Source organism: Cryobacterium melibiosiphilum, from assembly GCF_003602235.1.
GTDB classification, from domain to species: domain Bacteria; phylum Actinomycetota; class Actinomycetes; order Actinomycetales; family Microbacteriaceae; genus Cryobacterium; species Cryobacterium melibiosiphilum.
The window spans coordinates 87,038-111,137 of the sequence record NZ_QZVS01000085.1 but is presented as its reverse complement, the minus strand read 5'-3'; the positions used below and the strand labels follow the sequence as shown (position 1 = coordinate 111,137).

Genomic DNA, 24,100 nt, shown 5'->3' with positions numbered 1-24,100 from the left:
GGCCTCCCTGACCCCGATCGTCGTTCGGCGTGGCCTGTGTGACCAACCTGCACTGCGGCATCTGTCGCGTCGCCTGTCGCGTCGTCCGTCGCGCTGCCGGTCGCGGTCTGCGGCGGGCAGCGGATGCCGCGCGCGGCCGCCCCGCGACGGCAACGCTCAGGAGACGTGAGGGATACTGAGGTTATGACGGCACCGACTGCGATGACGCCCGCGACGCCCACGCCCGCGACGCCCACTGCGGCGGCGGCAGCGCAGTCCGCGCGTCCCGGGTGGTCGGTGAGGGTGCGTATTCTCGCGGCGATCCTGCTCGTGGCCGCGGTCGGCCTCACCGTCGCCGGCGGCACCGCCTACCTGGTGCAGCGCGACCGAGCCCTGCAGGAGGTCGACGCTCGCCTCTCGGCGAGTGTGGAAAGCGTGCGGTTCATCGTCACCGGCTCGCCGACCACCGATCTTGACGCGGCCGACGCATCCGCTCTGCCGGAGGCCTCGAGTGTGACGTACGCCTCCACCCGCGATGCGCTGCAGGCCGTCATGGCCCGCCTCGTGCCGAGCAGCAACGAGAGCAGCCTGGGCCTGATCAACGGCGTTCCCGCGCTGATCCCCGGCACGGAACTGGCCTTCCACCTCGAGGACGACCAGGAATTCGTGCTGCGGGTCATCGCGGAGGTCGACGGCGGAAACGTCGTGCGCGGCACCGCCGTTGGCGAGCTCGGCAACCTGCGCTACATCGCCGCCCCGGTCACCGTCGAGGGCAGCGGCGAGGCCGGAATCTTCGTGACGGCCTTCGACCTCGACGCCGAACTCGGTGAACTCACGAGCGCGTTCCGTATCTATACGGCCGTCGCCGCGGCGGCGCTGGTCGCGATCGGGCTGGTCGGCTGGTTCGTGGCGGGGAGGCTGCTTCGCCCGATCCGCCAGCTGCGGGCTGCCGCGAGCCGCATCACCGCGAGCGACCTGCATGAGCGCATCCCGGTCGTCGGCCGCGACGATGTGTCCGAACTCACCCGCACCGTCAACGACATGCTCGAACGCCTCGACGAGTCCCTGACCGCGCAACGCCAACTGCTCAACGACGTGCGCCACGAACTGAAAACCCCGATCACGATCGTGCGCGGCTACCTCGAGCTGCTCGACCCGCACAACGCCGACGACGTCGCCGCCGCCCGCGCCATCGCCCTCGACGAGTTGGACCGCATGACCGGCCTCATCGACGACATCGAATCGCTCGCCAACGCCCAGCGGGCCGACCTGGTGCGGGTGCCGACGGATGCCGCGGATCTCACCGTTCAGGTCTTCCAGAAGATCAGCGCGATCCCGGATCACGCGTGGATTCTGGTGGAGCAGGCGCACGTCGTCGTGCCGGTCGACCCCGCCCGGCTGACCCAGGCGCTGCTGCAACTGGCCAACAACGCCGCCAAGCATTCTGCCGACGGCACGCCCATCGAAATCGGCAGCACCGAACATCCCGACGCCGTGGAATTCTGGATTGCCGATCACGGCCCGGGTATCCCCGCCGAGGCGAAGAGCCGCATCTTCGAACGGTTCGGCCGCATCGATACCGGCCGCGGAGTCGAAGGATCCGGCCTGGGGCTGCCGATCGTCGACGCGATCGCCCGCGCCCACGGCGGCTACATCAACCTCACCACGTCGCCGGCCGGTTCGCGGTTCGGCATCCTCGTGCCCCGCCGCACCGTGGACATCGTGCCGGGCACGGCATCCGCGGGGCGAGACAGCAGCCCGACCGATCCTGACCGGAGCGCACCATGACGAGCATCTTGATCGCCGAAGACGAGGCGCGCATCGCGCTGTTCGTGAGCAAGGGACTGCGGGCGGCCGGGTATTCGCCGACCGTCGTCGGCAACGGACTCGAAGCGGTGAGCTACGCGCAGTCCGGAACGTTCGACCTGATGCTGCTGGACGTGGGCCTGCCCGGCATCGATGGCTTCGAGGTGATGAGGCGCATCCGCTCTGAGCAGCTGCCGCTGCCCATCATCATGCTGACCGCGCGGTCCGCCGTGAGCGACATGGTCGCCGGCCTCGACGGGGGAGCGGACGATTATCTGGCCAAGCCGTTCAAGTTCGACGAACTGCTGGCGCGCATCCGGCTGCGGCTGCGCGACGCGGAGCAGAGCTCGCCGACGGGGCTGACCCACGGGGATCTCTCGCTCGACCTGCGCACCCGGCGGGCGACCGTGGGGGAGCGCACCGTGGAGCTGTCGGCGCGGGAATTCGCGCTGGCCGAGGAATTTCTGCGGCACCCCGACCAGGTGCTCAGCCGAGAACAGCTCCTCAGCCGGGTGTGGGGGTACGACTTCGACCCCGGATCGAACGTCGTCGACGTGTATGTGCGGTATTTGCGGGCGAAGTTCGGGCCCGAGCGCATCGAGACGGTGCGCGGCATGGGCTACCGGCTGAAATAGCAGGCTGACCGCGCCGGAGCCGGGTGGTTCGGGGCCTCAGCTGGCCGGTTTCGGCCGAGTGTCCTGCTGAGCGGCGGCATAACTCCTGCAGATCGTGCGGCCGTGGCGACGGAAGCCCGTGATTCCGCCGAAGCTTTCTCTCGCGGCCGCAGGCAGCAGGAGTTATGCCGCGGGCGGTGGCGATACTCGATGCCGACGGCCATAAAACAGCCCGGCCGACCGCTTGAGGTCGCCGGGCTGCCGCTGGGGCGGGGTGGGACGGATCAGTCGTCTGAGCTGTGGCCCGAGTCATCGGAGTTGCTGGAGCCGCCGGAGCTGCCGGAGCTGTCGGAGCTGCCGGAATCATCGTCGTGAGAATCATCGGGGCCCGAGTTGTCATCATCGGAGTCGTCCGAACCGGAGTTGTCCGAACCGGAGTTGTTCGAACCGGAGCTGTTCGGCCCGTGACCGCTCGAGTCGTGGCCACTAGAATCATCGCGGCCGTCGTCGCCGCTGTCGTCCAGGCCGTCGTCGGAGAGTCGGCCGTTGCTGTCATCGTTCAAGTCGTTGACCGAGTCGCGGCCGGAATCATCCGTCTCGCCGATGTCGTTGGGGGAGTCGACCCCGGAGTCGTCGATCTCGCCCAGATCGTCGCTCGGTGACGGGCTCGGCATCGGCACCGAGACGTCGGTGGGCGTCGATGTCGGTGTGGGCGTCGTCGTGGACGACAGGGGTGCGACGTTGCTGATACCGGCGATGCCGGCGGTGCCGATGGTTCGCGGGGCGGTGGCGCCGCCGAAGGCGTTTGCCGCGGTCATCACGCCGCCGGTGATCAGGCCAAGGCCCAGAAGTGAGCCGGCTCCGACGGCGATCCAACGCGTCTTTGTTGTTGTGGTGAGGTTCATGGTTACTCCTTCAACGTGGGGTGGGGTTCCTGGGTCCAGATTCCCGGCGTTGCATGAGACACGGCGGAGGCCATCGTGAGAGGCCTCTCATCTGTGAGCGACCGGCACTTCGGCCTGTCCTGCCGCGGCCCCGGGCACCGTGTGATGAAACCGGATGGCGCAGCGAAACGGGCTTGACGCAGAGGGATCGGCCGGTTTTCAGCCACGTGGGTCCAATTCGTCCGGTTTTTGGTCACGGGCCGTTGACGACGGATGCCGTCGGGCGCGCAGCAGAGGCCCGGTCGCGCAGAAAAGGCCCGGGCGAGTGCCCGGGCCTGCGGTGAAACTGGTGGTGCTGGTGGTGCTGGTGGTGCTGGTGGTGCGGGTGGTGCGGGTGGTGCGGGTGGTGCGGGTGGTGGGTGGTGCGATGGTTCCGGTTACTCGGCGGAGGCGGGGCTTTGCACCGAGACCGGGCTCGCGGGCGAGGCGACGCTCGCGGCGCTCGGCACGGATACCGGGGTGACGACGCTCGCGGCGCTCGGCACGGAGACGGCGCTCGGCACGGAGACAACGCTCGGCGTCGAGTCGACGGTTGAGGTGTTCGTGTTGACGGTCGCGTCGCTACCGGTGGACACGCTCGGCACGGCACTGGCGCTCGGGCTGGGCGTCGGGTTCAGCGTCGGCGCTTCGGTTGCGCTCGGAGTTGACACCGACGGGATCGCGGTCGACGTGCTGGTCGATGTCGGGGTGGTGCTCGACACGGAGTCGATGCCGATGGTGCTTCCCGCGCTGTCCTCGATGCCGAAGGCATTCGCGGCGCTGACGGCACCGGCGGCCATCAGGCCCAGGCCGAGTGCCGAACCGGCGCCCATTGCGATCCAACGCTTGGTGGTCGTCATCTTCGGGGTCATGGTGTCTCCTTTGGTGCAGAGTGTCGGACGCGGTGTCCGTCTGTATAACTCCAGCCTCACGGCCCCGGATGAGACACCTCGGTGACCCGCGTGAGAGGCTTCTCATTCTCGGTAATGTTGTTTAAAGGCCTGCGGATACCGGCGGTGCGTTCTCGCTGGGGGTACGCCGATCCGGTGGCTCTCGCGGAAAGACTCGCGGAACAGGCTCGCGGGGAAGCCTACTGACGTGACTCGTCGACGAGATCGGCCGCCGCGCGCAGAAGCTCGCCGCCGTGGGTACCGAGACCGAGAATGTGCCCGAGCAAATGGGTCGCGGCGATGGCCCGGGCGCGGTCCGCGAACCCTGGGTCGGCCGGCGGCGGCGAGGCGGACACCGGGTCGGTGAGCGCCGGCGCGGCAGCGCGAGCGATCCAGCGGGCCCGGGCCAGTCCGGCGAGGGCCCTGGCGTGGGCAGCGTTGCGGGGCTCGCCGTGGTCGTCGTGGTGCAGTGCCGTCACCACGAGGTGGGCATAGAGCGCGGCGGCATCATCGGCGGGATCGCCGAGGCCCGCAGTGTCGATGTCGAGCACCCCGGAAATGCGGGTCGGGTCGGCCGGGTCGACAAAGATCTGGCCGAGGTGCAGGTCGCCGTGGATGGTGACCGGGTGTGTGGGAGGCGCGCCGACCCGCATCCGCTCGATGGCGTCACCGACCGCGGTGATATCGGAGCCGTCGCCGGGAAGCAGGGGGCGCAGCCGGTCGAGGTACCAGGGCAGCCGGGACGCGAGCGAGGCGCGGGCCGGCGACGAGCTCTCGATCGCGCTGATCTGGGTGGTGAGCGCGTCGACGGCATCGAGGAAGGCGCTCGGCGCAAGCGTGGTGAGAACGGTTCCGGCCTCGACGCCGGCCACGCGGTCGAGCGCGATGAAGCCGTCGTTGCTCCAGCCGAGGCTGCGCGGTGCCGGTACTCCCGCGCCCCGCCAGAGCTCGTGCCGGGCGTGCAGGCTCTCGGCGGTGCCCGGCCGCACGACTTTGAGATACACCGTGAACTCGGGGGACACGTAGCGCACGACCGCCCGCTTTCCAGGGCGGTAGGCAGCGATCGTCACGGTGAGCGCCGTGGGGGTGAGACCGAGCCGGCCGAGCAGCAGGCGGGCAGCCTCGGGGTATACGGCGGCGGCCAGGGCCGGAAGTTCCGGGTCGTTCGGGTACAGCCAGGCGGCGATCCGCTCGCCCGACTCGTCGTCACGAAAGCTCAGCACGCCGTCGCGTTCCCGGGTGGTCGGGTTCGACTCGAGGTAGACGGTGTGGTTCTCATGGGATCCGTCGCCGGCATCCAGCTCGAGTTCGTACCCGGCCGCGAAACCGCGCGCGGTGGTCTCGATGCTGAACCGCCGCGCCTGAACGACGGTCATTCCGACCGATTCGGCCACCGCGTCGAGCACGTCAGGGGCATCAGCGAGCGGATGCACCGGCTCGCCCGCCGCCTGCGGCTCCGGGGCCGCGGGCCCCGGCTCGGCGACGGGATCAGTCGTCGTCGACGTCATCGCTGCCGGAGTTGTCGTCAGAGTTGTTGTCAGAGTTGTTGTCGTCAGAGTTGTCGTCGTCAGAACTGTCGTCGTCGCTGCCGGACCCGCTGTTGTCGTCGTCGTTATCGTCGATGGCCTGCGAGCCGGCCGGCGGCACGGCGACCGGCGAGGTGGGATCGGTCGGAACGGGGGTATCGGCAGCGGTGGGCGCGTCCGTGGCGTTTGGTGTGGCCGGGTCGGCGCTGGCGTCTGGATCGGTGGCTGCGGCATCCGGTGTGCTCACGGACACCGGCGCGGTGGTCTGCACGCGTCCCGGCTCATTCTCGATGCTGAGGGACGAGGCTACGGCCACGGCACCCACCGAGCCGACACCGAGCAGGGCGACCACCACGGTGCCGAGGGCGGCTTTCCAGATCATCTGCATCCGTCCAGTCTGGGGGCCGGACCTGCGAATTGGGGGAACTGGAGATGAGAGAGCTCTCATGTGAGACCCGGCCGGGCCTCCGGAACGGCATGATGAGCCGCCGGGACTGTCGGTGGCCTCCGGTACCCTTGATCCATGGCAGTGTGGGAAAACCTGACGGGGCAAGATTCCGCCATAGAGATCTTTCGAGCGGCATCGCAGCGACGTGCCATGCCCGCGACGAGCGGTACCTCGACGAGCGGTACCTCGACGAGCGGTACCTCGACGAGCGGTACCTCGACGGGCGCCGGGGCATCCGTCGAGTCGTCGTCGATGACCCATGCCTGGCTGATCACCGGCCCGCCCGGCTCCGGCCGCTCCAACCTCGCCTTCGCCTTCGCTGCGGCCCTGCTCAGCCCCGGCACGCCCGACGGCGACCTCGCGGCGCTCCGCCAGGTAACAGCCCGCACCCACCCCGACCTCACCGTGCTCACCACCGAGGGCGTCATCATCAAGATGGAGTCCGTCAAAGAGGCGGTCGCCCGCTCGCAGTATTCGCCGTCGATCGGCCGCTACCGGGTCGTCGTCGTCGAAGACGCCGACCGCATGCAGGAGCGCACCTCCAACGTGCTGCTCAAAGCCCTCGAAGAACCACCGGAACGCACGGTGTGGATTCTTTGCGCGCCGAGCGAGGCCGACCTGCTGCCGACCATCCGCTCCCGGGTGCGCACGGTGCGGCTGCGGGTGCCGAGCATCGAAGCCGTCGCCGACCTGCTCGTGCGGCAGAGCGGCGTCGATCCGGGCGTGGCCGAACTGAGCGCCCGGCTCGCGCAGAGCCACATCGGCATGGCCCGCCGGCTGGCGACGAATCCCGAGGCCCGCGCCCGGCGCGAGGAGACCCTGCGAACGGCCCTCGGCATCCGCTCGGTCTCGACGGCCGTGAATTCCGCCGCCCGGCTGTTGGCCATCGCCGGCGACGACGCGAAGGCCATCACGCTGCAACGCGACGCCGAAGAGCGCGCCGGAGTGCTGCGTTCCCTCGGCGTCGAGGCCGGCGCCGCTGTGCCCAACGGACTTCGCGGGCAGATCAAAACCCTCGAGGACGACCAGAAACGGCGCGCGACCCGCAGCCTGCGCGACGGCATCGACCGCATCCTTGTCGATCTCGCCTCGTTGTATCGCGACGTGATGATGGTGCAACTCGGCCGAGAACACACCGTGATCAACCAGGAGCTCGGCGCCGAACTGCGGATCGCCGCCGAATCCAGCTCACCCGCAGCTACCGTCGCCACAATGGACGCCATCGCGCTCGCGCGCGGTCGCATCGAATCGAACGTGTCACCCGCGCTGGCTTTGGAAGCAATGCTCGTGTCGGCCATCCGTCGGGAGCCCAGCTCGGCATCCCCCAGTACGGCATCCCGCAGCACAGCATCCCGCAGCACAGCATCTGCCCAATCAGCATTCAACTCGGCCCTTTAACTCAGCCCTTTTACACAACACAGTGAGGATTCATTAGGTGATGACCCGCAAACGCCGCCGTACCCCGCTGATTGCGGCGATCGCGGCCGCCGTCGCCGTCACACTGGCACTGAGCGGATGCTCCGGCTTGTTTCAGCAGGCCGCACCCCAGACCTCGACCCCCACCGGGGAAAGCGTTGCGGGCGACCTCGAACCCTTCTACAGCCAGGTGCTGGAGTGGGAGAACTGCGCCAACGGCATGCAGTGCACCACCGCCACCGCGCCCCTCAACTGGGATGACCCCGACCAGGGCGAGATCGAGCTCGCGCTCATTCGCCAGGTCGCGACGGGTGACCGCATCGGATCGCTGCTCGTCAACCCGGGCGGCCCCGGCGCATCCGGCTACGACATGGTCGCGAACTCCGTCGACTTCGCCACCGATGAGAAGGTGCAGGAGGGATTCGACGTCGTCGGGTTCGATCCGCGCGGCGTGGGCCGCTCCACCCCCGTCAGCTGCTACGACGATGCCGACATGGACGCGTACCTGTACGACCTCGCCGAGGCCCCGCGCGGCACCGACGAATGGATCGCCGAGCTCGAGACCGCCTCGGCCGCCTTCGGAGCCGCCTGCTCCGAGAGCACCGGTGCGCTGCTCGAATACGTCGACACCGAGAACGCGGCGCGCGACCTCGACCTGCTGCGGGCGACCCTCGGCGATGACGCGCTCAACTACCTCGGCTACTCCTATGGCACCTTCCTCGGGGCAACCTACGCCGAGCTCTACCCCGACAAGGTCGGCCGCCTCGTACTGGACGGCGCGCTCGACCCGTCCACGAGCAACTTCGACGTCACCAAGACCCAAGCCGTCGGCTTTGAGAACGCACTGCGCGCCTACCTCGACGGCTGCCTCGCCGAGGCCGAGTGCCCCTTCACCGGCACCGTCGACGACGCCATGACAACCGTCGCCGCGCTGCTCGCCTCCGTTGACGCCAGCCCGATCGCCGCAGCGGATGGTCGTGAGCTCGGCTCCGGCACCCTGCTGACCGCGATCATCTACCCGCTCTACTCGCAGGCATCCTGGCCCGTGCTGAGCCAGATGTTCGACGCCGTGATGTTCGGCAGCGCCGACGAAGCCTTTTCGCTCGCCGACCAGTACAACGGGCGCACCGCGAACGGCACGTACGGCGACAACTCGACCGAAGCGTTCCTGTCGATCAACTGCATCGACTACGCCTACAACGATGACCCGGCCGCGATGCGCGCCCAGGCCGCGGAGATCACCGCCGCCGCGCCGATCATCGGCACGTACCTCAGCTTCGGCGACATCGGCTGTGCCAACTGGCCTTACGCCTTCGAGGGGGAGCGCGAGCCGATCCACGCCGCCGGCGCCGCCCCGATCCTGGTGATCGGCACGACCAACGACCCCGCGACCCCGTACGTGTGGGCCGAGAGCCTGGCCGAGCAGCTCGACAGCGGCCAACTGGTCACCTACGACGGTGAGGGCCACACGGCCTACAACAAGAGCAACCAGTGCGTGAACGATGCCGTCGACGACTACCTGCTCGACGGGATCGTGCCCGCCACCGACCCGCTGTGTTGATCAACCGCTGTGTTGATCAACCGCTGTGTTGATCAACCGCTGTGCTGATGTGGAGGGGGAGGTGGCAGGATTGAAGCATGTCGTTGCCACCAGAAGAACCGGGGCTGCGCGAGCGTAAACGCCTCGCCACCCGGCGGGCCATTCAGTATGCCGTGCTCACCCTGACTCGCGAACGCGGCATCGACAAAGTCACGATCGAAGACATCAGCCGGGTCGCCAACGTGTCCCCGCGCACCTTCTTCAACTATTTCCCGTCCAAAGACGCGGCGCTGGTCGGGGATGCCCCGAGCCTCGCCTCCGCCGAGGACATCGAGCGCTTCGTGCACGCCGGCCCCGGCGGCGACATCCTCGGGCAGGTATCGACGCTGCTCGCGGCGAGCCTCACCCGCACGGAATCCGACCGGGAGATCCATCAGCTGCGCAAGGCGGTCATGAAGGACAACGTCTACCTGTTCGGGATGCGGATGGCCACACTGCGGGGGTATGAGGACCAGCTGCAGGAGGTGATCGCCCGGCGATTCGTGGTCGATCGTCCGGACCGAGCGGATGACCCCACCGCCCTTCAGCAGCAGTCGCTGCTGTTCACGCTCATCGCTGTGGCCGCCATCCGACACGCGTGGCGATGCTGGGCCGAGGGGGACGGCACGACGTCGCTGTCGGCGCGCGTGGCGGCATCCTTCGCGGAGGTGTACACCATCACCCGCCAGACCGACTAGGCTTGACGAGGTTGTCTCCGGGACATTGTTCCGGGGGCGCGCCGCCTTAGCTCAGTTGGTAGAGCATCTCACTCGTAATGAGAAGGTCGTCAGTTCGATTCTGACAGGCGGCTCAATGAATCACTGGGATGCGGGGGCATCTGGAGCTAAGGAATCTGGTGATGGTAGCCATGATGGTAGCCATCAAGAGAAAATTGGGAAATGATTCAAAGTTTTCCCGTGAGCCGTGCTTACCCAAAAGCTCCCCAAACAGGGGCCTAGTTCTGTCAGGTTCACCCTGACAATATGAGGTCATGACAACCCCCGACCTCAACACATTCACCCTCGCCCGATCCGCCGCCCTAGACAACCTGATCAACGCCGCCGAATTCGTCTCCACCCGCACCGACACCCTCGACATGATCCGGGCCGCAATAATGGTCGAACTCCACGCCACCAACGCACGCCGCGCCATCATCTCTCAGGCCCGCGCAGAAGGTCGCACCTGGCAGGAGATCGGCGACGCGCTCGGGGTGACCCGGCAGTCGGCGCACGAGCGGTTCGGGCAGTAGCAGGCGCACGAAAAAACGCCCCGCCGACCAGTGAAGGTCGACGGGGCATTCGTGTTTCAGGCTACGCGGCATTGAGCTTGGCGAGCTTTCGCGCCGCCTTGCGCTCTGCGGTCTTGGCGCGGTCTCTTGCTTGTCTGGCGCGTCGACCTCGCAACTCGGCCTCGGGGTGTTCGGCCCGGTAGATCGCGGCTTGCGCAGATTGGCACGCCCGGCACCCGCGATGCCAGCGCCCGCCGTGGAAGTCGGTCAGGAGGTTCGTCCCGCTCATGGGGTGGAGGCCGCGGCGACAGACTTCAAGCTGGTCCCAGTGGCCGGTTCCATTGACGTAATCGCGCTCCACTGCACGCAGGCAATTCTCTCGCTGGGCGACCGGTTCGAGGTGACTCGGGTTTACGCAGATTCGGTTGTTGCAGAGATGGTCGACGTGCAAGCCGTCCGGGATTGGACCGACGAACGCTTGGTAGCTGATTCGGTACGCCGCACGGGCCGAGCCACCCGTGGCCTTGGTGTCTGTGCCGTAGCCGTAGCCGTGCTTGTCTGGCTTCAACTGCCAGACCCAGCAGGGGGTAAATCCCTCGACTGCCTGAATGCGCTTGATGCGCTTTAGTACGTACGCCTGGCGGTTGATCTGGCGCGGGGTGAACGGGTCAAAAAGGGTAGGCTGCAAGGAGCCCTCCAATCGGTAGAAGCGATTCGTGGGTCAGGCGCTACGGGGATTCCTAAGTCCTCGTAGTGCTGCCTCAATTCTACCAGAAGCGTGTTCTAATCCCTCTGGTCTGAGACGCGAAAAAGCCCCCAATCTCATGGCGAGATCGGGGGCTTTTTTGCACGTCGGATCAGGGTCGAGCGCGTCGGCTGTCCCTGATCATTGTTCGGCTTTCTGGGCGAGGGTGACGGGTTCCGTTACCATCCCGTAACCGTCGTGGCGATAGGCTCAGTGGCATGTCACGGGGGAAGAAACGCAGCAATCGGCGCAATCGAACAGTTGGAACACCGAAATGGGTTCTCGGAGCGGTAGGAGTCGGCGGCGTTGTTGCCATTGCTCTAGCGTTCCTGGCAGTCAGCGCGAACCGTGCGCCTGAGTCAACGTATGTGCGCCCACCGGCAGCTGCAGAGGAGCCGCCCGCAGCTGTTGTCGAAGTAACAGCGTTGGCATTCATTGGTGACTCATACCTTGCTGCCAGCGAATCGAGTGACTGGGTTTCTGCCGTCACGGGTCAGATGCCTGTGGCAGCAACCGCCAGTATCAGCTCGTTAGGTGGGTCCGGATATGTCACCCGCGGTCTCTCCGACTCGGTGTTCGGTGAGCATGTCGTGGACATGGTTAGTGACAAGACCGACGTCGTTGTGTTTTTCGGAAGCCGAAACGACGCCGGACAAGGCAACGTAGGAGCGGCGGCAACAGCGGCCTATGTCGAAGCTTTGGCGCTCGCTCCATCCGCGAAGCTCGTTGTTGTCGGTCCGGTGTGGACGGATGAGAATGTTCCGTCGTCCATTGAAACCCTGAATGACGAGCTGCGTGCGTCAGTTGATGGTTTTGGTGGGATGTATGTTGACGCGATTGCGGAGGGGTGGTTCTTCAACGAGAACGCGTCCCTCATCGGTTCGGACGGGGTACATCCAAGCGATGAGGGTCGCACCTACATCGCGACGCTGATGCTGCCCCATCTCACCGCGGCCACCACCTAGCGGATCGCTAGACGGCTGTTCCCGTAGCATCGCGCCACGCTCCATTTACCCACCAGATTGGCTTATTCAGGGTTGAGTCAACGAGCATTGTTCCGTCACCGACCACGCCGCCTGAGGGTCTTGAACCAGTTGCCACCGGTAGCGTGCGGAGGCCCTGTGAGATTGCGATGATCTGCTTGCCGTTCACGTTTGCATCGCCACTACCGGCCGGGTTCTTGGAAGAGATGCCGTTGGTGTCGGCTGTCCAGCGCGAATTGCCAAGTCCAATCTGGGCCGTGTTGGGCACGACCGCGTTGGCCGTCCCGCCGCCTGCAGGGATGCGCAGAACGACCCCGTTGGTACCTGACACGGTAAAGTTGCCCGAGGCGTCAAGCACCACGTCTGAGCCGGTGACCGTGAGGTTGCCGAGCCGCCCGAGCACGATCTTTTCCTGCACAGTGACCTTGAGTGCGTTCACGTTGAACGGTCGTTCGGACCCGGCGTGGTCGAACAGTCCGAGGTCGCGGGCCATGAGTCCGGACAGAAAACTAGAGGCGGCCTCTGCGACGTGGATACCATCGCCCGCCCAACCGAGCGCATTGATCGCAGCGTAGGAACCAAAGGGAGCGTAGCCGTCCCAATACACCTTTCCGTGGGCGAGACATGCGGCGCGGATTTGCGCATTTTGGATGACCTGATCGGCGTCGTTCACGGCAATCGGGGTTGAGCCGATACCGACGAACGTTGCGACCGGTGCGCCCGCGTCGATTACAGTGAGAAGCTGCTCCATTTTGGCCGCGAGGTAGCTGCTGTTTTCTTTCATCTCGAACGTGATGAGGTCCGGGTTGAAGTCAGCCAGGAACGTTTGGAAGTTTGCGTAACCTTGGGTGGTTTGCTGGTCGAGGGCAATGCCGCCCTGTGACACGTTGGCGAACAGGACGCCCGCCTGCGTGCTGTCCTCAAACGAGGTACCGACGATCCGGTGGGTGCCCGTCAGGTTGACGATCCTGACAGCACGGGATGCCGCGGTGCCGCGCGTGATCGTGATGATTCCTAGGCCAGTTCCCGCCGCGCTTACGCTGGTGAATCCAGACTCATCCACGCCGTCAATCTGAACTTTGAACGTGCCCGCGCCAGACTCCTTGACGTAGTAGACCTTGGCTGTGTCCCATGTCGGATTGCTGCCGAGAATGCCGTAGCTCTTGGTCGCTCCTGTGGCGTAGGAGTCAACCAGTCCAGAGGGCCAAGCGTCGAAAGCTGAGGTCTGGTTGGTGATCGTCCCAGAGGATGCAACGTGCCCGACACCCGGAACCGACCAGCCAGTGCCACTCGGGCCAGCACCGATAACTGCGCCGCAGCTGTCACGACCGCCAAAAGACCTGTCGAGCAGCTTGTAGAGCATGTGCCATTTGAAGAGCCCGATGCTGTCACCGAAAGCCAAGACGCGGGCGCGTTGCACGGTGCCAAGGGTGGCGCGTGTGTTGAGCTTGGTAGCCAGCTTGCGGGCCGGAAACGCGTTGGAAGCCTGAGCCCCGTCAATAGTGTTAGATAGTTCAATACTCGGAGCGCTGGTCTTGTCCGCGAAAATGGCCGAGACAACCTCGGTCGTCGGGGCGATCGCGAGGGCTGCGGAGGCTGCCGCGTCGGTTGCGGAAGTCGACGCCGCCGAGACGTACTGCGAGATCTCGGTGGAGATGGTTTCGGGAATCGCGGCGAGGGCCGTACCCGCTGCGGTTGCCGAGGTTGCCGCGTTGGTCGCCGAGGTGCCTGCCGCAGTTGCCGACGTGCCCGCATCGGTGGCGCTCTGAGCCGAAGCCAGGATCGACGCCGAGACGACATCGGCGGCCGCGAGGATCATCGCCATGTCCGAGCTGACGATGAAGTCGCCCTTGACGTAGGTGAACGCATCCACGACATCCACAATGCCGCCCACAAGCCCGTCGCCTGCAAGCCACGTCACGGTCGCCTGATCGGCAACCGAGACGGTGCGCTTGGTCAGGGCGACATCCTGCGGGCGGCCGTCGACCCAACCCTTGAGGGTGACCCAGATGTCGAGGGCGACTCCGGTGGGGGTGACGGGCAGGTCGAGCGCGGTCACTCCGTCAGCGGCAAAGAATTCGCCGTTGACGATAACTCCACGAGCAGTCACGCCCGTGATCAGCTTGCCGTTGTACATGAACGGGGTCAGCGCGCGCACCGCAATTGTGCCATTGGCCGGCACGCCGAGCGAATCGGTGAGTAGGGGTGGGGTGGTGAGGGTAGCCACGAATGCTCCTTAAAACAGAAAAGGCCCATGAAAGGGCCGGGTGGATCGGGTGTTAGAGGGGTTACGCGGCGTGATCGCCGGTAGTGACCGCGGCATTCGGGAGCGCCTGCACAGAGATGGCCGTGATGACGATCGACACGAGCGCCAGATACGGCGGGATGTCGATGCCAATCGCGGGGGCGGCGAGGATCGTGGCGGACAGGACGCCACCGATCCATGCGGCGTAGGCCTTGACGTAGGCGGCGGGGTTCTTGATCATGGGTTACTCCTTCGGAGCGAACGGAATTGTCGGGGGGTGCGGGCGGGTATCTTCGATGTCCTTGTGGAGCAGGTCGGCGGCAGCATCCGAGGCGTCCACGCGGTCATAAAGCCCCTTGACGCCGAGCTCGACCCGCTCCACGGCGTCTTTCACGGATGAGCCGTTGTTGTAGTTGACCTCGTGGTGGATCTCGCTGATTTTCAGATCATGCGCAGCCATCGTCTTCGTCTGAGCGGCGAGCGTCTCGTCGGTGCGTGCCATGAAAGCAGGCAGCGCCGTCAGCGAGGGCAGCGCATTCCCCAGGGCCACGAGCTTGGATAGGAACGGCCACACCTTTATGAGCAGGCTCACGACGATGAACGCGGCGAACAGCCAGACGGCCACCTCAGCCGCCGGCGTATCGCCGAACAGCGCGCCCCAATCAGGCATCGCGAGGGGTGGTCGGGTGCTGGCATGAATCGCAGTTGCTGTCATGGCCGCACGTGGACTGGGGATCGTGTCGGCAGCGCATCACTCGGTGCCCGCGATCTGCCCGGCGGTGAGCGTGGCCTTCTCGGCATCGGTGAGCACAGCGACGCCGAAGACATCGAGCGCTGCGACGGTATTCACGCCGGAATCCAGGCCACGCCCGGCAAGGCTGCTCTGCACGGCGGCAAGTTGGCCCTCGTCGTCTACGAGGCGGCGGGTGACGAGGTTCGAGAGCCACACCTTCGGGCTGGCGGGGGTGCGCACGAGCACGGGGAGGTTGTTGGCCTGAGCGGCCTGGTGAAGGGCTGCGCGGTCGGCGTCGGTGAACATGTCGTCTTCTACTTTCTGAACGGTGATCGGAATGGCCTCGACTGAGACTGTGGATGCGGTGCCACTGATGTACGGGTTCGGGTCGGTGATTGAGCCGTTGATGCGCACCTCGAAATGGAGGTGTGCGCCGCTCGCGTTCCCCGTGTTGCCCATAAGGGCGATGAGTTGGCCGGCGTGGACCTGCTGCCCGACGTGAACGCGTGGCGCCGTCGTGGGTAGATGCGCGTAGAGGGTCTGGATCCCGCTGCCGTGGTTGACGATGATGTAGTTGCCGTAGCCACCGCTGCGGTTGTTGGTCAGCGTGGAGGCCGACCACCGCACGAACTGCACCACCCCCGCGGCCGCCGCGTAGATCTGGTAGCCGGATCCCCATCCGTAGTCATTGCCGAGATGTCGGATCGTGGACACACCCGAGACAGGCCGGTCGCCGTAACGCCGCCCGGGCTCTTTATTCGCCGGGCGGATCAGGCGGATCATCAGTCGCCGAAAGCGATGTAATTGAAGCTGGTCGTGAAGCTGACCACGGCCGCGCTGCCATTCATGACGCGAACCGTGCCAGTGGTCGCGGTCCGGGAGACAACCTTCAAGGGGACCGGACCGATGCCGCCGCCCGTATTGCTATCGGTCACCACGAGGCCAGTGCAGACGCTCGTGAATGGCGGGTCGAACGTGATGAAGAGGTCGCCGCCCTGGGAGGTCGTGCCGGAGTGGGTACCCGCGCGGGTGAGGCCGGTGATTTTCTGCCAGCCCGTGCCGCCGTCCGAGATGTAGAGCGCCTTGGTGGCGGTCACGTAGATGCACCGCCCCGGCCAGTTGCCCGAGGTGGGGAGTGCGCTCACTGTCGATTCGCTTTCGCCGATGATCTTCGCGGCGTCCCCTGCAATCTCGGTAAGGTCAGCCGCAAACGTAGGGCTGCCTCCATACGTGCCGAGTGCCGCGATTCGGGTGTTGTTCCCTGTGCGTGCCATGGTGCCTCCAAAGAAAAAGGCCCCCAGTGGAGGCCGAAATTATGAGCTGAAAGTGATGCGGATCATGCCGTCTGGGCCACTGCCACGACCGCGGAATTTGTGGTAGCTCACGCCGCCCGGGACCGTGGGGAACCCGAGCCCGAGAGCCGCACCGGTCTTGAGCGCATCGCCGAACGAATTTGGGAGCACCTTCCAGCCGGTGCCCGCCGAGATATCCACGGAGTTTCGGATGTTCGGATTCCCGGACTTGCCGGTGAGCGAGTGGAGGCCGACCTTCGCCAGCACGTTGGGGTGCTGGTTGTAGGTCTCGGTGACGTAGAACTCCACGAGTGAGATCGCCGCCGAGTCGGGGATACTGCCCGCGATGTCGTTGTGGAAGAACGCGCCGGTGTTGCTCGCGCTACTCCATGGATCGGTGTAATTCCAGCCGCCACCCGTGTAGAAGTTGCCTGAATCGACAGCCACGAACTCCCGCGCTGACGAAGCTGGAGATGGCGCCGCATCGTTCGGCGGAACGTATTCCACCGGCGGCTCGGGGATCGCAGTCGGCGAGCCAATCACCATGCCGTGCCCCTCCCACGAGATCAGCACGACATCGCCGATCGCCGGATTGAGGTACGAATTCAGGTAGGCCAGCGAAAGCTCAACACCGTTCGTAAGGCGCACCGTGATGTTCGGCGTGCCCGTCGCGATGACCTCGCCATAGGAGGGCTGGGGCTTGACCACGCCGAGCATGAGCGTGAAGCCGTTGAGGCGCAGCACACGCACGCCGGCGCCCGGGAGCGGAGTCGAGAACCCCGCCGAGTAGACCGTCACGAGGCCCGCGCCGAAATCGACGTTCACCGTGCCGTCAGCATTGGTCGAGTCGTAGCGTGCCGTCATCGTGGAGATGGTCGGGATCGCCTCGAGCTTGCGCGCGACGACATCGGCGTTACCCACTGATGACGCTCACGATCAGGGTCATCTGGCCGCGGTGAGGGAGGGTGATCTTCGCGACCCGGCCGCGCAGAATCGCGCCGTCCTTCTCGAACTCGATCACGTCCCAGGCCTCCACTCGCGGATCCGGGGCGCACTGAATTGAGTAGGCGATCGCCTTGAGCTTGGACACCTGCGGGAGTGTTTCATCCGCCCACGCCTGCGCCTGAGCCTGAGTGGTTACGAACTCGGATGAGAGCTTGTACGCGCGCCGCCCGAGACCGCCGCCCCATCGGAGTGGGCCTGAGGCAATCTCTGCGGTGGCAAGGATTGTCGCCTGGTCGTCATCCCAGCTCGTGACGATGACCTTGTTCTTGATGCCCGCATCGGTCAGCGCGTCGGTGCCGATCTTGCTCGCCGTGCCGCCCGGGCCCATCCGAATTGTGAGCACCGGGTCGCCCCACGCGAGGGGGGCCACTGACACCTCACCAGCCGGAGTCATGTACGGGATGCCGCCGAGCAGATCACCGACAGCGCCGACCGCATCGAGGCGGTTTTCGTCGTACAGCACGGAGCGGGGAATGGAGACATCCGGGACCGATCGACTAACCGGCAGGAGAGTCAGGTGAGCGAGTTCAGCCCATGCCGAATCCATGTAGGTCGGCGAGACGGGGCCCTCGAAAACCTCTTCCTCGGTCGTGTGAAAAGCATCCGCCACGCTCACGGACACGCTCGAGCCGACCGTGATCATGCGGCCCTGAAAGCGAATCTTGCGCTCTTGAGGATCGCCGACACCGACCACTTTCAAGCGACCGCGGAGGACAGTCTCCGTGAAGATTGAGTTCGACACGCGATAGGAGATGTCGAGGAACGAGGCGTACGGGGTGAGCCAGGATGTCGTCTCCGTGGGGACGATCGAACGGCCCTCGTCGTCGGTGTAGTTCAGGGTGAGCGAGCCCTGAGTGAGGACCAGCGCGCCCGAGTCGCTCACCAGCTCGCCGGTCAGCTCCACGTCGGTGAGCATGACCTGTCCATCGACGGTCAAGGTTGCGACATAGCCCGAGGTGAATGATCCGCCAGTGATCGCCTCGACCATCTGCTCAGAGACTGCAATCGCCATCAGGCACCCCTCACGCTGTAGTCGGACTGGGCTGTCAAGTAATCTGGATAGCTCGCCTCGAACTCGTCGTAGGTGGCGAACCACGCCGTGAAGTCGTCGTATTCGAGCAGCGGTGTGACGAATGCGGGCGCGGGCGGTGATGTCTCATCGCCGCTCAGCGACCACGTGAGAGCATCCCCGCGCTGGCCGACCGGGTGCGCTACCGGCGACCCCACGAACGCGAACAGAGTCGGGGGCAGCCATGTCTCAGGCGACGCACGGACGCACACGATTGAGAGCGCATCCGAGTCGTAGCCACCGAAGAGAGCGTCGAACCGTTCGCCGTCTTCCCGCGTCTCCGTGTAGCAGTCCAGCACGACCTGTTTGAGGCCGCCGCGCGTGCCTGGCAGGGTGAAGCCGACCGACCGGCGCGGGACCTCGAGCAGTTCCGCCGGCGTCGATCGCGACAGGGCTGATGCCGCGCCGTTCAGGAGCCGCACCTTCACCGCGCTCTCGGGATTGAGCGGATCCGAGAACCATGCCCACCCCGGCTCGAGGCCGTACAGAGTCCCAGTGGCCGTCTCCGAAAAGCCCACCGAAGCTCCCGACGTGAAGTACTCCACCCGATACGTCGATGGGACATCGAAACCAGCCTCGTGATCGCGGATCGTGCCACCGCCGGCCGACGAGACGTTGACCATGCCGCGCACCTTGAACGAGCGCCCGCCGCACATCCGCGTGACCGTGAACCGCTCCCCGAGAGGATCGGTCACGAGCACGTCGATGTACGGTGAGGGCCGGTCTGCGGGTGTCGCGCGCACTATGAGTGTCATCGTCGCCGTCCTGTCGTAGTAGCTGAATTGGCGGCGTCGGCCTTGCTGATTTGACCGTCTGCGACGTCGGAGACCTGCGCGAGTAAGTACTCCCCGGTGAACGGGTTCTGGACGTAGATCGGGCGGCTCGAATTTGCCGATGAATTGGACAGCTGCGCGTTTACCGCATCTACCCGAGGGGTGAACGCCGAGCGGTTGAGTACCGCATCGAGTCGGGTCGTGAGAGTCGGCTCTGCGGCTTCGAAGCCGGCTCCGAGCTGGTTGCCGATCGCGGTGCCAGCCTCGAGCACCTTGCGCCAGCCGGATCCGGAGAACTGACCGCGCTTGGCCGGCGAGTGCGGGAAAAAATCAGCCACGAAATCCATGGCGTTGCCTACCGCGTCACCGATGCCACCGAGCATCCCCTCGATGCCCTCAATGAAGCCACCCATGAGGTCCTTGCCGGCGTCCAGTAGGAAGGTGCCCATGTTGCCCAGGGCGCCCATGATCTTGCCGGGGAGCGCGGTGAACAATCCAATGACCGTGCCGATTCCAGTCGAGACGGCGGTACCGATATTCGACATCGCCGTGCCGAAGAATGCTGTGATCGCGCCCCAGTTCGAGATCAGGATGCCGAGCGGGGTGAACTTGAGGAACAGGTCGAGCAGGAACGCGATCGCCGCCGCGAAAGTGGCCTTGACCGTCTCCCACAGCGCCACGACCGTGTTCCACACGTCCGTGCCGAACTGGACGAAAAACGCGACGATTCCAATGAACAAATCAGAGAAAAACGTCACGATTCCGGACCAGTTTTCAACGATCCACTGAATCACCAGTCCCAGGGGCCCGATCAGGAGCGAGAGCAAAAGCCCCCAGTTTTCGGTCACGAACGCGATCACGTTGGCGATTGCTTGGCCGATAAACAGCTGGATATTCGTCCAGGCTTCACCTAGGAACCGGGTGAAGTTGGCCCACACTTCCTGCCCGAGCTTGGTCTGGGTGAAGAACCAGATCAGGCCGGCGACCAGTGCCGCAATGGCAATCACGATAATCGCGATCGGGTTTGCGGACATGGCTACGTTCATGGCCCATTGGGCCGCAGCGGCAGCCTTTTGAGCGACGGTTCCAGCAACTGTGGCGATGCGGTGAGCGACAGCAGCCGCAGCGGATGCCAGGATCGATGCCGTGGCGGGAAGCCGTGTCAGCGTCCCCGCCTTCTCGGCCGTGTTATTCAGAATCATCGCATTGGTGTTCCTGACCAGCGCGTGAGTACGCGCGAGGTCAGCAGCGATCTGCAGCGCCGTGAGGGGCAGCGAAATTATCGCTGTGCCGATTGACGCGACCTGCGCAGCCTTGTAGATCAGGATGCCGGCGGCGAGGGCGACGATGATCGGCGTAATGAGCTCTGCATTGTCGCCGAGCCATCCGAGAATATCGGTGAAGGATTGCAGAATGGGAATCAGCAGCGGGACACCGGCGGCCAGCAGCTCGCCAATGGTGCCCGCGATGCCACCCACGGCCCGAGCCACCTCGACGAAGACGGGAATTAGTGGCCCCGCCACATCACCGATGCCGCCGAGGGTTGCCCCAAGAGTCGAGAAGTCGCCCGACTTGAAGGCGGTCACGATCTTGTCGAAAGCGCTTGCGATCCATGCGAAGGCCGTGCCGATATTCGCTGCCACGGCGTCGAAGTCGATGGTCGAGATCCACGCGGAGAGTCCAGCGATTGCCGGGGTGAGCGCTCCGCTGAATTTGGCCGCGAGCGGTTCGACGGCGGCCGTAAGTCGCTTGATGGCATTGGAGATCGCCACAAAAAGAACGGGAGCACCTTCTACAGATGACCCCACAAAAAGCGCGCCGAGCTTGGACCATGCTGCGCCGACGTTCGCCCATGCTCCGCGAGCCGTGTTGCCGGATGATAGAGCAGCACCACCGACGCCGGCCTCAAGCGCGGACTGGAACCGGGCGAAGTCAACTTCACCCTTAGTGATCATTTTGGAGGCGGCCTCCGTAGTTACGCCGTACTCATCGGCAACCAGCTGGAGAAGCGGGATCTGGCGAGTCTGGAACTGCTGCAGAACCTCGGTAGTCAGCTTGCCGTTCGTCGCGACCTTGTTGACCATGTCGCCCATTTCGGACAGCGATGCCTTGCCGATGGTCGCGGCGTCAGCGGTGAGGCGCAGCGTGCGCGTGAGAGCCTCACCGGGTTTGATGCCAGCTGCGACAGCGGATGCCGCGGTGCCTGCCGCCGCATCAAGCCTGAAAGCCGTACCTTCGACGGCCACCAGTGCGTTGTCCATGATCTGGCTTACAGCCTCGGCCGAGTGCCCCAGCCCAGTCAGTTGAGCTTCGGCGTCCTGGAGGTTCAGTGCCCGGGAAAGCCCGGCGCCGGCGACAGCCGCGATGCCCGCGATCGCCACACCGACACCGGCGGCCACTGCAACGCCGACACCCTTGATTGCGTTGCCGAACACGGTCTTGAAACGATCACCCGAGGATGATGCGGTCGCGTCAACCTCAGACGTTACTTCAGCCCGGAAGCCCTTGAAAGTCGGGAAAATGGCAACGTCAGCAGTTCCAACGGTCGACATGGCGGCTCCTATCAGGGATTAGCGAGCGAACGCCGACCGGCGCTCTAGTGATGCGCGCAGGGCGGCGCGCTCTTCGGGTGTGACGTCTTCGATGGCCGCGACCTTCGGCCATGGCATAGGCAGGTCGAACGGTGCTGGGTGCTCTTCTACATCGCGGTTCGCGTTCATGAATGAAGCGGCGTGGATGCCGCCCATAACCTCGCCGTAGCTGGCCGCGAAGACCCAGCTATTTATGCTTGCGTTCAGGTGCGACCCAAAATCGCGCCTGAGCTCGTCGATCAGATCGGACGCCTCATCGAAGGGGATGCTGCGCCCGATCTCCGAGAGACTTACTCCGAATCGGTGTCGGAAGTCGTATCGGAGGGCCGCTCTATGCTTTCCGACGAAGCGATAGAGGGCTCGGATTCCCCCATGTCAGCGCCCATGCGCTTACCGAGCGCCTTGGTGAACTCGGTGATGATCTCGATGACCTTGGCACCGTCGCGCATCTTCACGAGCTCGTCACGGTCCTCAGGCCAGAGGATGTTGTCCAGGGTGTACCGCGGCAGCTTCTGTGAGGCAAGGTCGAGTTCGCCCATGTCCATGAAGAGTTCGATGCGATCGAGCGGGATGCGCATGTCGATCGACTTCTCGCCCTCGCCGGTCTGGCACTTGAGGTGGTCCTCGACAACGAAGTAGTCAGGCTTGGGGCCGGGAGTCGGAGCGGTTTTTACGGTTGCCATGATGGCCTTTCTGGTGAGGATGGGGCGATGGGATAAAACGGGCAGGGGCTCCCATCACGGTCCCTGCCCGCAGCAAAGCTGGTTACGCAGTTCGATGATGTACGCGCAGGGCATACACTGGAGTTATGAATAACCCGGGAAATGACGAGAAATCAACAGCCATCCACTTCACACCTGCTGGCGCGGAGAAGATGATGGCTCGACTCATCCTGAGGTCGGTCGATGAAGGCGAATGCAGAGTGTGGATCGGCGGGCGCGCGAACAATGGATACGGCGTTACGGGTGGCGGTTTGACTGGAAAACGCGTGCGTCTATACACCCATAGGGCGGCGTTTGCGGCTGCCAATGGGGGTTATCTCCCCAGTGGTGTTGTTGTCCGGCACACGTGCGACAACAGGCCGTGCGTGAAGCCCGATCATCTCGTCTCTGGCACAACCGCCGACAACAACACCGACACTCTTGAACGGTGGACGTCGCCCGTCGCCTGGGGTTCGTGGACCGGCCAGCGAGGAACAGCTCACCGATCCTCGAAACTTAACGAGGACAAGGTGCGCGAGATTCGCAGGCGTTATGCCAACGGCGAGACTCAGACCGAACTTGCGCGCGAGTTCGGGATTTCCACTCCGAATGCTTGGTACGTAGTAAACCGCAAGACATGGGCCCATGTTGAATAGGAGTGCGGGTGGTTAGGCCGAAGCCCAGCCACCCGCTCGCTCATGCGGCTCGCGTGTATGCGAACGAGTTGGAAGTGCCGTACGCGGTCGTGACCGTAATCTCAGCCGAACCCGAGGTACCGGACGGCATGACGGCCGTGATCGACGTCGAGCTGACCACGTTGAAGCTTGTGGCGTTCGCAGCTCCGAACTTCACTGCAGTGGCCCCAGTAAATCCGGTACCGGTGATCGTTACCGTCGCGGCCGTCGCTGCACCAGAAGGGCTGGCAGCGGTCACGGTCGGCGCAGTGCCGGACGATGCTGGAAGCCACCACTCGCCGATGTGGTCGTTACCGAGCGACGCGGAGCGCTTGGCCGCGCACGTCAGCTCGGTGCCGTTGACGGCGCCACGCTCGCTCTTGTCGACCTTCGCGCCGGTCACGGAGACCTCAGCGATGCGGCGGCGGATCGCGCCGGACTTAAAGATCTCTTCGGTGAACGCGACATACTCCACAGCGTGGCCGCCGGCGTCGATGGTCAGGTAGCCGTTCGCGTCCGCGGTCTTGCCGTAGGACAGCTCCCGCACCATGGCGTCGTACTGCGCGAGCTTGACGACAAGGGTCGCGTTCGCGAGGCCGGACGGGATCTGGTAGCCGTCCTGGTAGAACTTGATCGGGTCGCCGTCAGGCTCAAGCGTCCACTCGAACCCACCGTCTTCGGTCAGCAGCCCGGCCTTGACGAACGCGATGGGGAGCGTGAACGTGCTCGCTGCGCCCTCGGTGGATGTGGGGAAAACGGTTCCCTTGGGGGCGAATCCGAGGAACCCCGTAATCGGGATGCCTACGGCGGAAAGGTCGTTGCCGGATGCGTCGACGGTCATGATGTGCTCCTAAAAGCGAAAGGCCCCGCCGAAGCGAGG

General features: G+C 65.1%; 25 protein-coding genes and 1 tRNA gene. 9 read left to right on the top strand and 17 right to left on the bottom strand.

The genetic code is table 11. The features are described 5' to 3' along the window. Positions 1–183: 183 nt before the first annotated feature. Positions 184–1,767, top strand: coding sequence for a sensor histidine kinase (locus D6T64_RS12225; RefSeq protein WP_147364550.1), 1,584 nt, complete (start codon positions 184–186; stop codon positions 1,765–1,767). Continuing rightward, positions 1,764–2,420: a response regulator transcription factor gene (locus tag D6T64_RS12220; RefSeq protein ID WP_119974952.1), complete on the top strand. Its 657-nt coding sequence runs from the start codon at positions 1,764–1,766 to the stop codon at positions 2,418–2,420. The genes D6T64_RS12225 and D6T64_RS12220 overlap by 4 nt, the downstream gene beginning before the upstream one ends. 263 nt (positions 2,421–2,683) lie before the next feature. Here D6T64_RS12220 and D6T64_RS12215 read toward each other — a convergent pair whose 3' ends face one another. From D6T64_RS12215 to D6T64_RS22905, 4 genes are all read right to left on the bottom strand, one after another. After that, positions 2,684–3,304 carry a hypothetical protein gene (locus D6T64_RS12215; protein WP_119974951.1) on the bottom strand — a complete coding sequence of 207 codons (621 nt, stop codon included), beginning with the start codon at positions 3,302–3,304 and terminating at the stop codon, positions 2,684–2,686. A 416-nt stretch (positions 3,305–3,720) separates the two neighbouring features. Then, positions 3,721–4,194 (bottom strand): hypothetical protein, encoded by a 474-nt coding sequence (locus tag D6T64_RS22910; protein ID WP_199719156.1) that lies wholly within the window; start codon positions 4,192–4,194, stop codon positions 3,721–3,723. Positions 4,195–4,412: 218 nt separating this feature from the next. After that, complete coding sequence (locus tag D6T64_RS12205) at positions 4,413–5,720, bottom strand: aminoglycoside phosphotransferase family protein (RefSeq protein ID WP_119974969.1); 1,308 nt, start codon at positions 5,718–5,720, stop codon at positions 4,413–4,415. Continuing rightward, on the bottom strand, positions 5,701–6,126 hold the full coding sequence (locus D6T64_RS22905; protein ID WP_147364549.1) for a hypothetical protein: 426 nt from the start codon (positions 6,124–6,126) through the stop codon (positions 5,701–5,703). The genes D6T64_RS12205 and D6T64_RS22905 overlap by 20 nt, the downstream gene beginning before the upstream one ends. Positions 6,127–6,261: 135 nt before the next feature. Here D6T64_RS22905 and D6T64_RS12200 point away from each other — a divergent pair, with 135 nt between their 5' ends. The 5 genes from D6T64_RS12200 to D6T64_RS12180 all read left to right on the top strand — a co-directional run bounded on the left by D6T64_RS12200 (position 6,262) and on the right by D6T64_RS12180 (position 10,430). Continuing rightward, complete coding sequence (locus D6T64_RS12200) at positions 6,262–7,584, top strand: DNA polymerase III subunit delta' (protein WP_119974949.1); 1,323 nt, start codon at positions 6,262–6,264, stop codon at positions 7,582–7,584. 40 nt (positions 7,585–7,624) lie between these two features. Beyond that, complete coding sequence (locus D6T64_RS12195) at positions 7,625–9,163, top strand: alpha/beta hydrolase (RefSeq protein WP_119974948.1); 1,539 nt, start codon at positions 7,625–7,627, stop codon at positions 9,161–9,163. A 77-nt stretch (positions 9,164–9,240) separates the two neighbouring features. After that, positions 9,241–9,879, top strand: coding sequence for a TetR family transcriptional regulator (locus D6T64_RS12190; protein ID WP_119974947.1), 639 nt, complete (start codon positions 9,241–9,243; stop codon positions 9,877–9,879). Positions 9,880–9,919: 40 nt separating this feature from the next. Then, positions 9,920–9,992: transfer RNA gene (locus tag D6T64_RS12185), tRNA-Thr, on the top strand. Between the two features lie 180 nt (positions 9,993–10,172). Beyond that, positions 10,173–10,430, top strand: a complete 258-nt coding sequence (locus tag D6T64_RS12180; protein WP_119974946.1) for a hypothetical protein — start codon at positions 10,173–10,175, stop codon at positions 10,428–10,430. Positions 10,431–10,491: 61 nt separating this feature from the next. On the opposite strand, the gene D6T64_RS12175 is transcribed toward D6T64_RS12180, so the two are convergent. Then, positions 10,492–11,097 carry an HNH endonuclease signature motif containing protein gene (locus D6T64_RS12175; RefSeq protein WP_199719155.1) on the bottom strand — a complete coding sequence of 202 codons (606 nt, stop codon included), beginning with the start codon at positions 11,095–11,097 and terminating at the stop codon, positions 10,492–10,494. A 275-nt stretch (positions 11,098–11,372) separates the two neighbouring features. Here D6T64_RS12175 and D6T64_RS12170 point away from each other — a divergent pair, with 275 nt between their 5' ends. Then, positions 11,373–12,119 carry an SGNH/GDSL hydrolase family protein gene (locus D6T64_RS12170; protein ID WP_119974945.1) on the top strand — a complete coding sequence of 249 codons (747 nt, stop codon included), beginning with the start codon at positions 11,373–11,375 and terminating at the stop codon, positions 12,117–12,119. A gap of 7 nt (positions 12,120–12,126) precedes the next feature. Here the strand turns inward: D6T64_RS12170 and D6T64_RS12165 are convergent, their stop codons facing one another. From D6T64_RS12165 to D6T64_RS12120, 11 genes are all read right to left on the bottom strand, one after another. Continuing rightward, complete coding sequence (locus D6T64_RS12165; RefSeq protein ID WP_119974944.1) at positions 12,127–14,364, bottom strand: SGNH/GDSL hydrolase family protein; 2,238 nt, start codon at positions 14,362–14,364, stop codon at positions 12,127–12,129. Positions 14,365–14,425: 61 nt separating this feature from the next. After that, the gene (locus D6T64_RS12160) at positions 14,426–14,623 is read right to left on the bottom strand and encodes a hypothetical protein (protein WP_119974943.1); all 198 of its coding nucleotides are present in this window, start codon (positions 14,621–14,623) and stop codon (positions 14,426–14,428) included. Between the two features lie 3 nt (positions 14,624–14,626). Further along, positions 14,627–15,097 (bottom strand): hypothetical protein, encoded by a 471-nt coding sequence (locus tag D6T64_RS12155; RefSeq protein WP_147364548.1) that lies wholly within the window; start codon positions 15,095–15,097, stop codon positions 14,627–14,629. 36 nt (positions 15,098–15,133) lie between these two features. Then, the gene (locus tag D6T64_RS12150) at positions 15,134–15,898 is read right to left on the bottom strand and encodes a M23 family metallopeptidase (RefSeq protein WP_119974941.1); all 765 of its coding nucleotides are present in this window, start codon (positions 15,896–15,898) and stop codon (positions 15,134–15,136) included. Beyond that, positions 15,898–16,389, bottom strand: coding sequence for a hypothetical protein (locus D6T64_RS12145; protein WP_119974940.1), 492 nt, complete (start codon positions 16,387–16,389; stop codon positions 15,898–15,900). The genes D6T64_RS12150 and D6T64_RS12145 overlap by 1 nt, the downstream gene beginning before the upstream one ends. 39 nt (positions 16,390–16,428) lie before the next feature. Beyond that, on the bottom strand, positions 16,429–17,328 hold the full coding sequence (locus tag D6T64_RS12140) for a hypothetical protein (protein ID WP_119974939.1): 900 nt from the start codon (positions 17,326–17,328) through the stop codon (positions 16,429–16,431). After that, on the bottom strand, positions 17,321–18,424 hold the full coding sequence (locus D6T64_RS12135) for a hypothetical protein (RefSeq protein ID WP_119974938.1): 1,104 nt from the start codon (positions 18,422–18,424) through the stop codon (positions 17,321–17,323). Before D6T64_RS12135 ends, D6T64_RS12140 begins: the two co-directional genes overlap by 8 nt. Continuing rightward, positions 18,424–19,236: a hypothetical protein gene (locus D6T64_RS12130; protein ID WP_147364547.1), complete on the bottom strand. Its 813-nt coding sequence runs from the start codon at positions 19,234–19,236 to the stop codon at positions 18,424–18,426. The genes D6T64_RS12135 and D6T64_RS12130 overlap by 1 nt, the downstream gene beginning before the upstream one ends. Next, the gene (locus D6T64_RS12125) at positions 19,233–21,806 is read right to left on the bottom strand and encodes a tape measure protein (RefSeq protein WP_119974936.1); all 2,574 of its coding nucleotides are present in this window, start codon (positions 21,804–21,806) and stop codon (positions 19,233–19,235) included. Before D6T64_RS12125 ends, D6T64_RS12130 begins: the two co-directional genes overlap by 4 nt. A gap of 18 nt (positions 21,807–21,824) precedes the next feature. After that, complete coding sequence (locus tag D6T64_RS22655; protein WP_158594878.1) at positions 21,825–22,001, bottom strand: hypothetical protein; 177 nt, start codon at positions 21,999–22,001, stop codon at positions 21,825–21,827. Positions 22,002–22,135: 134 nt separating this feature from the next. Beyond that, the gene (locus D6T64_RS12120) at positions 22,136–22,528 is read right to left on the bottom strand and encodes a hypothetical protein (protein ID WP_119974935.1); all 393 of its coding nucleotides are present in this window, start codon (positions 22,526–22,528) and stop codon (positions 22,136–22,138) included. A gap of 125 nt (positions 22,529–22,653) precedes the next feature. Here D6T64_RS12120 and D6T64_RS12115 point away from each other — a divergent pair, with 125 nt between their 5' ends. Next, positions 22,654–23,202, top strand: a complete 549-nt coding sequence (locus D6T64_RS12115; protein ID WP_119974934.1) for an HNH endonuclease — start codon at positions 22,654–22,656, stop codon at positions 23,200–23,202. 40 nt (positions 23,203–23,242) lie between these two features. Here D6T64_RS12115 and D6T64_RS22900 read toward each other — a convergent pair whose 3' ends face one another. Continuing rightward, positions 23,243–24,061, bottom strand: a complete 819-nt coding sequence (locus D6T64_RS22900) for an IPT/TIG domain-containing protein (protein WP_199719154.1) — start codon at positions 24,059–24,061, stop codon at positions 23,243–23,245. Positions 24,062–24,100: the final 39 nt, after the last annotated feature.

Coding starts and splice junctions, on each gene's coding strand:
- D6T64_RS12195 (WP_119974948.1), top strand. CDS start 7,625: ATGACCCGCAAACGCCGCCGTACCCCGCTGATTGCGGCGATCGCGGCC.
- D6T64_RS12155 (WP_147364548.1), bottom strand. CDS start 15,097: ATGACAGCAACTGCGATTCATGCCAGCACCCGACCACCCCTCGCGATG.
- D6T64_RS12115 (WP_119974934.1), top strand. CDS start 22,654: ATGAATAACCCGGGAAATGACGAGAAATCAACAGCCATCCACTTCACA.
- D6T64_RS12135 (WP_119974938.1), bottom strand. CDS start 18,424: ATGGCGATTGCAGTCTCTGAGCAGATGGTCGAGGCGATCACTGGCGGA.
- D6T64_RS12180 (WP_119974946.1), top strand. CDS start 10,173: ATGACAACCCCCGACCTCAACACATTCACCCTCGCCCGATCCGCCGCC.
- D6T64_RS12200 (WP_119974949.1), top strand. CDS start 6,262: ATGGCAGTGTGGGAAAACCTGACGGGGCAAGATTCCGCCATAGAGATC.
- D6T64_RS12145 (WP_119974940.1), bottom strand. CDS start 16,389: ATGGCACGCACAGGGAACAACACCCGAATCGCGGCACTCGGCACGTAT.
- D6T64_RS12190 (WP_119974947.1), top strand. CDS start 9,241: ATGTCGTTGCCACCAGAAGAACCGGGGCTGCGCGAGCGTAAACGCCTC.
- D6T64_RS12225 (WP_147364550.1), top strand. CDS start 184: ATGACGGCACCGACTGCGATGACGCCCGCGACGCCCACGCCCGCGACG.
- D6T64_RS12215 (WP_119974951.1), bottom strand. CDS start 3,304: ATGAACCTCACCACAACAACAAAGACGCGTTGGATCGCCGTCGGAGCC.
- D6T64_RS12130 (WP_147364547.1), bottom strand. CDS start 19,236: ATGACACTCATAGTGCGCGCGACACCCGCAGACCGGCCCTCACCGTAC.
- D6T64_RS22910 (WP_199719156.1), bottom strand. CDS start 4,194: ATGACCCCGAAGATGACGACCACCAAGCGTTGGATCGCAATGGGCGCC.
- D6T64_RS12160 (WP_119974943.1), bottom strand. CDS start 14,623: ATGATCAAGAACCCCGCCGCCTACGTCAAGGCCTACGCCGCATGGATC.
- D6T64_RS12170 (WP_119974945.1), top strand. CDS start 11,373: ATGTCACGGGGGAAGAAACGCAGCAATCGGCGCAATCGAACAGTTGGA.
- D6T64_RS22905 (WP_147364549.1), bottom strand. CDS start 6,126: ATGCAGATGATCTGGAAAGCCGCCCTCGGCACCGTGGTGGTCGCCCTG.
- D6T64_RS12125 (WP_119974936.1), bottom strand. CDS start 21,806: ATGTCGACCGTTGGAACTGCTGACGTTGCCATTTTCCCGACTTTCAAG.
- D6T64_RS22900 (WP_199719154.1), bottom strand. CDS start 24,061: ATGACCGTCGACGCATCCGGCAACGACCTTTCCGCCGTAGGCATCCCG.
- D6T64_RS12205 (WP_119974969.1), bottom strand. CDS start 5,720: ATGACGTCGACGACGACTGATCCCGTCGCCGAGCCGGGGCCCGCGGCC.
- D6T64_RS12220 (WP_119974952.1), top strand. CDS start 1,764: ATGACGAGCATCTTGATCGCCGAAGACGAGGCGCGCATCGCGCTGTTC.
- D6T64_RS12120 (WP_119974935.1), bottom strand. CDS start 22,528: ATGGCAACCGTAAAAACCGCTCCGACTCCCGGCCCCAAGCCTGACTAC.
- D6T64_RS22655 (WP_158594878.1), bottom strand. CDS start 22,001: ATGGGCGGCATCCACGCCGCTTCATTCATGAACGCGAACCGCGATGTA.
- D6T64_RS12150 (WP_119974941.1), bottom strand. CDS start 15,898: ATGATCCGCCTGATCCGCCCGGCGAATAAAGAGCCCGGGCGGCGTTAC.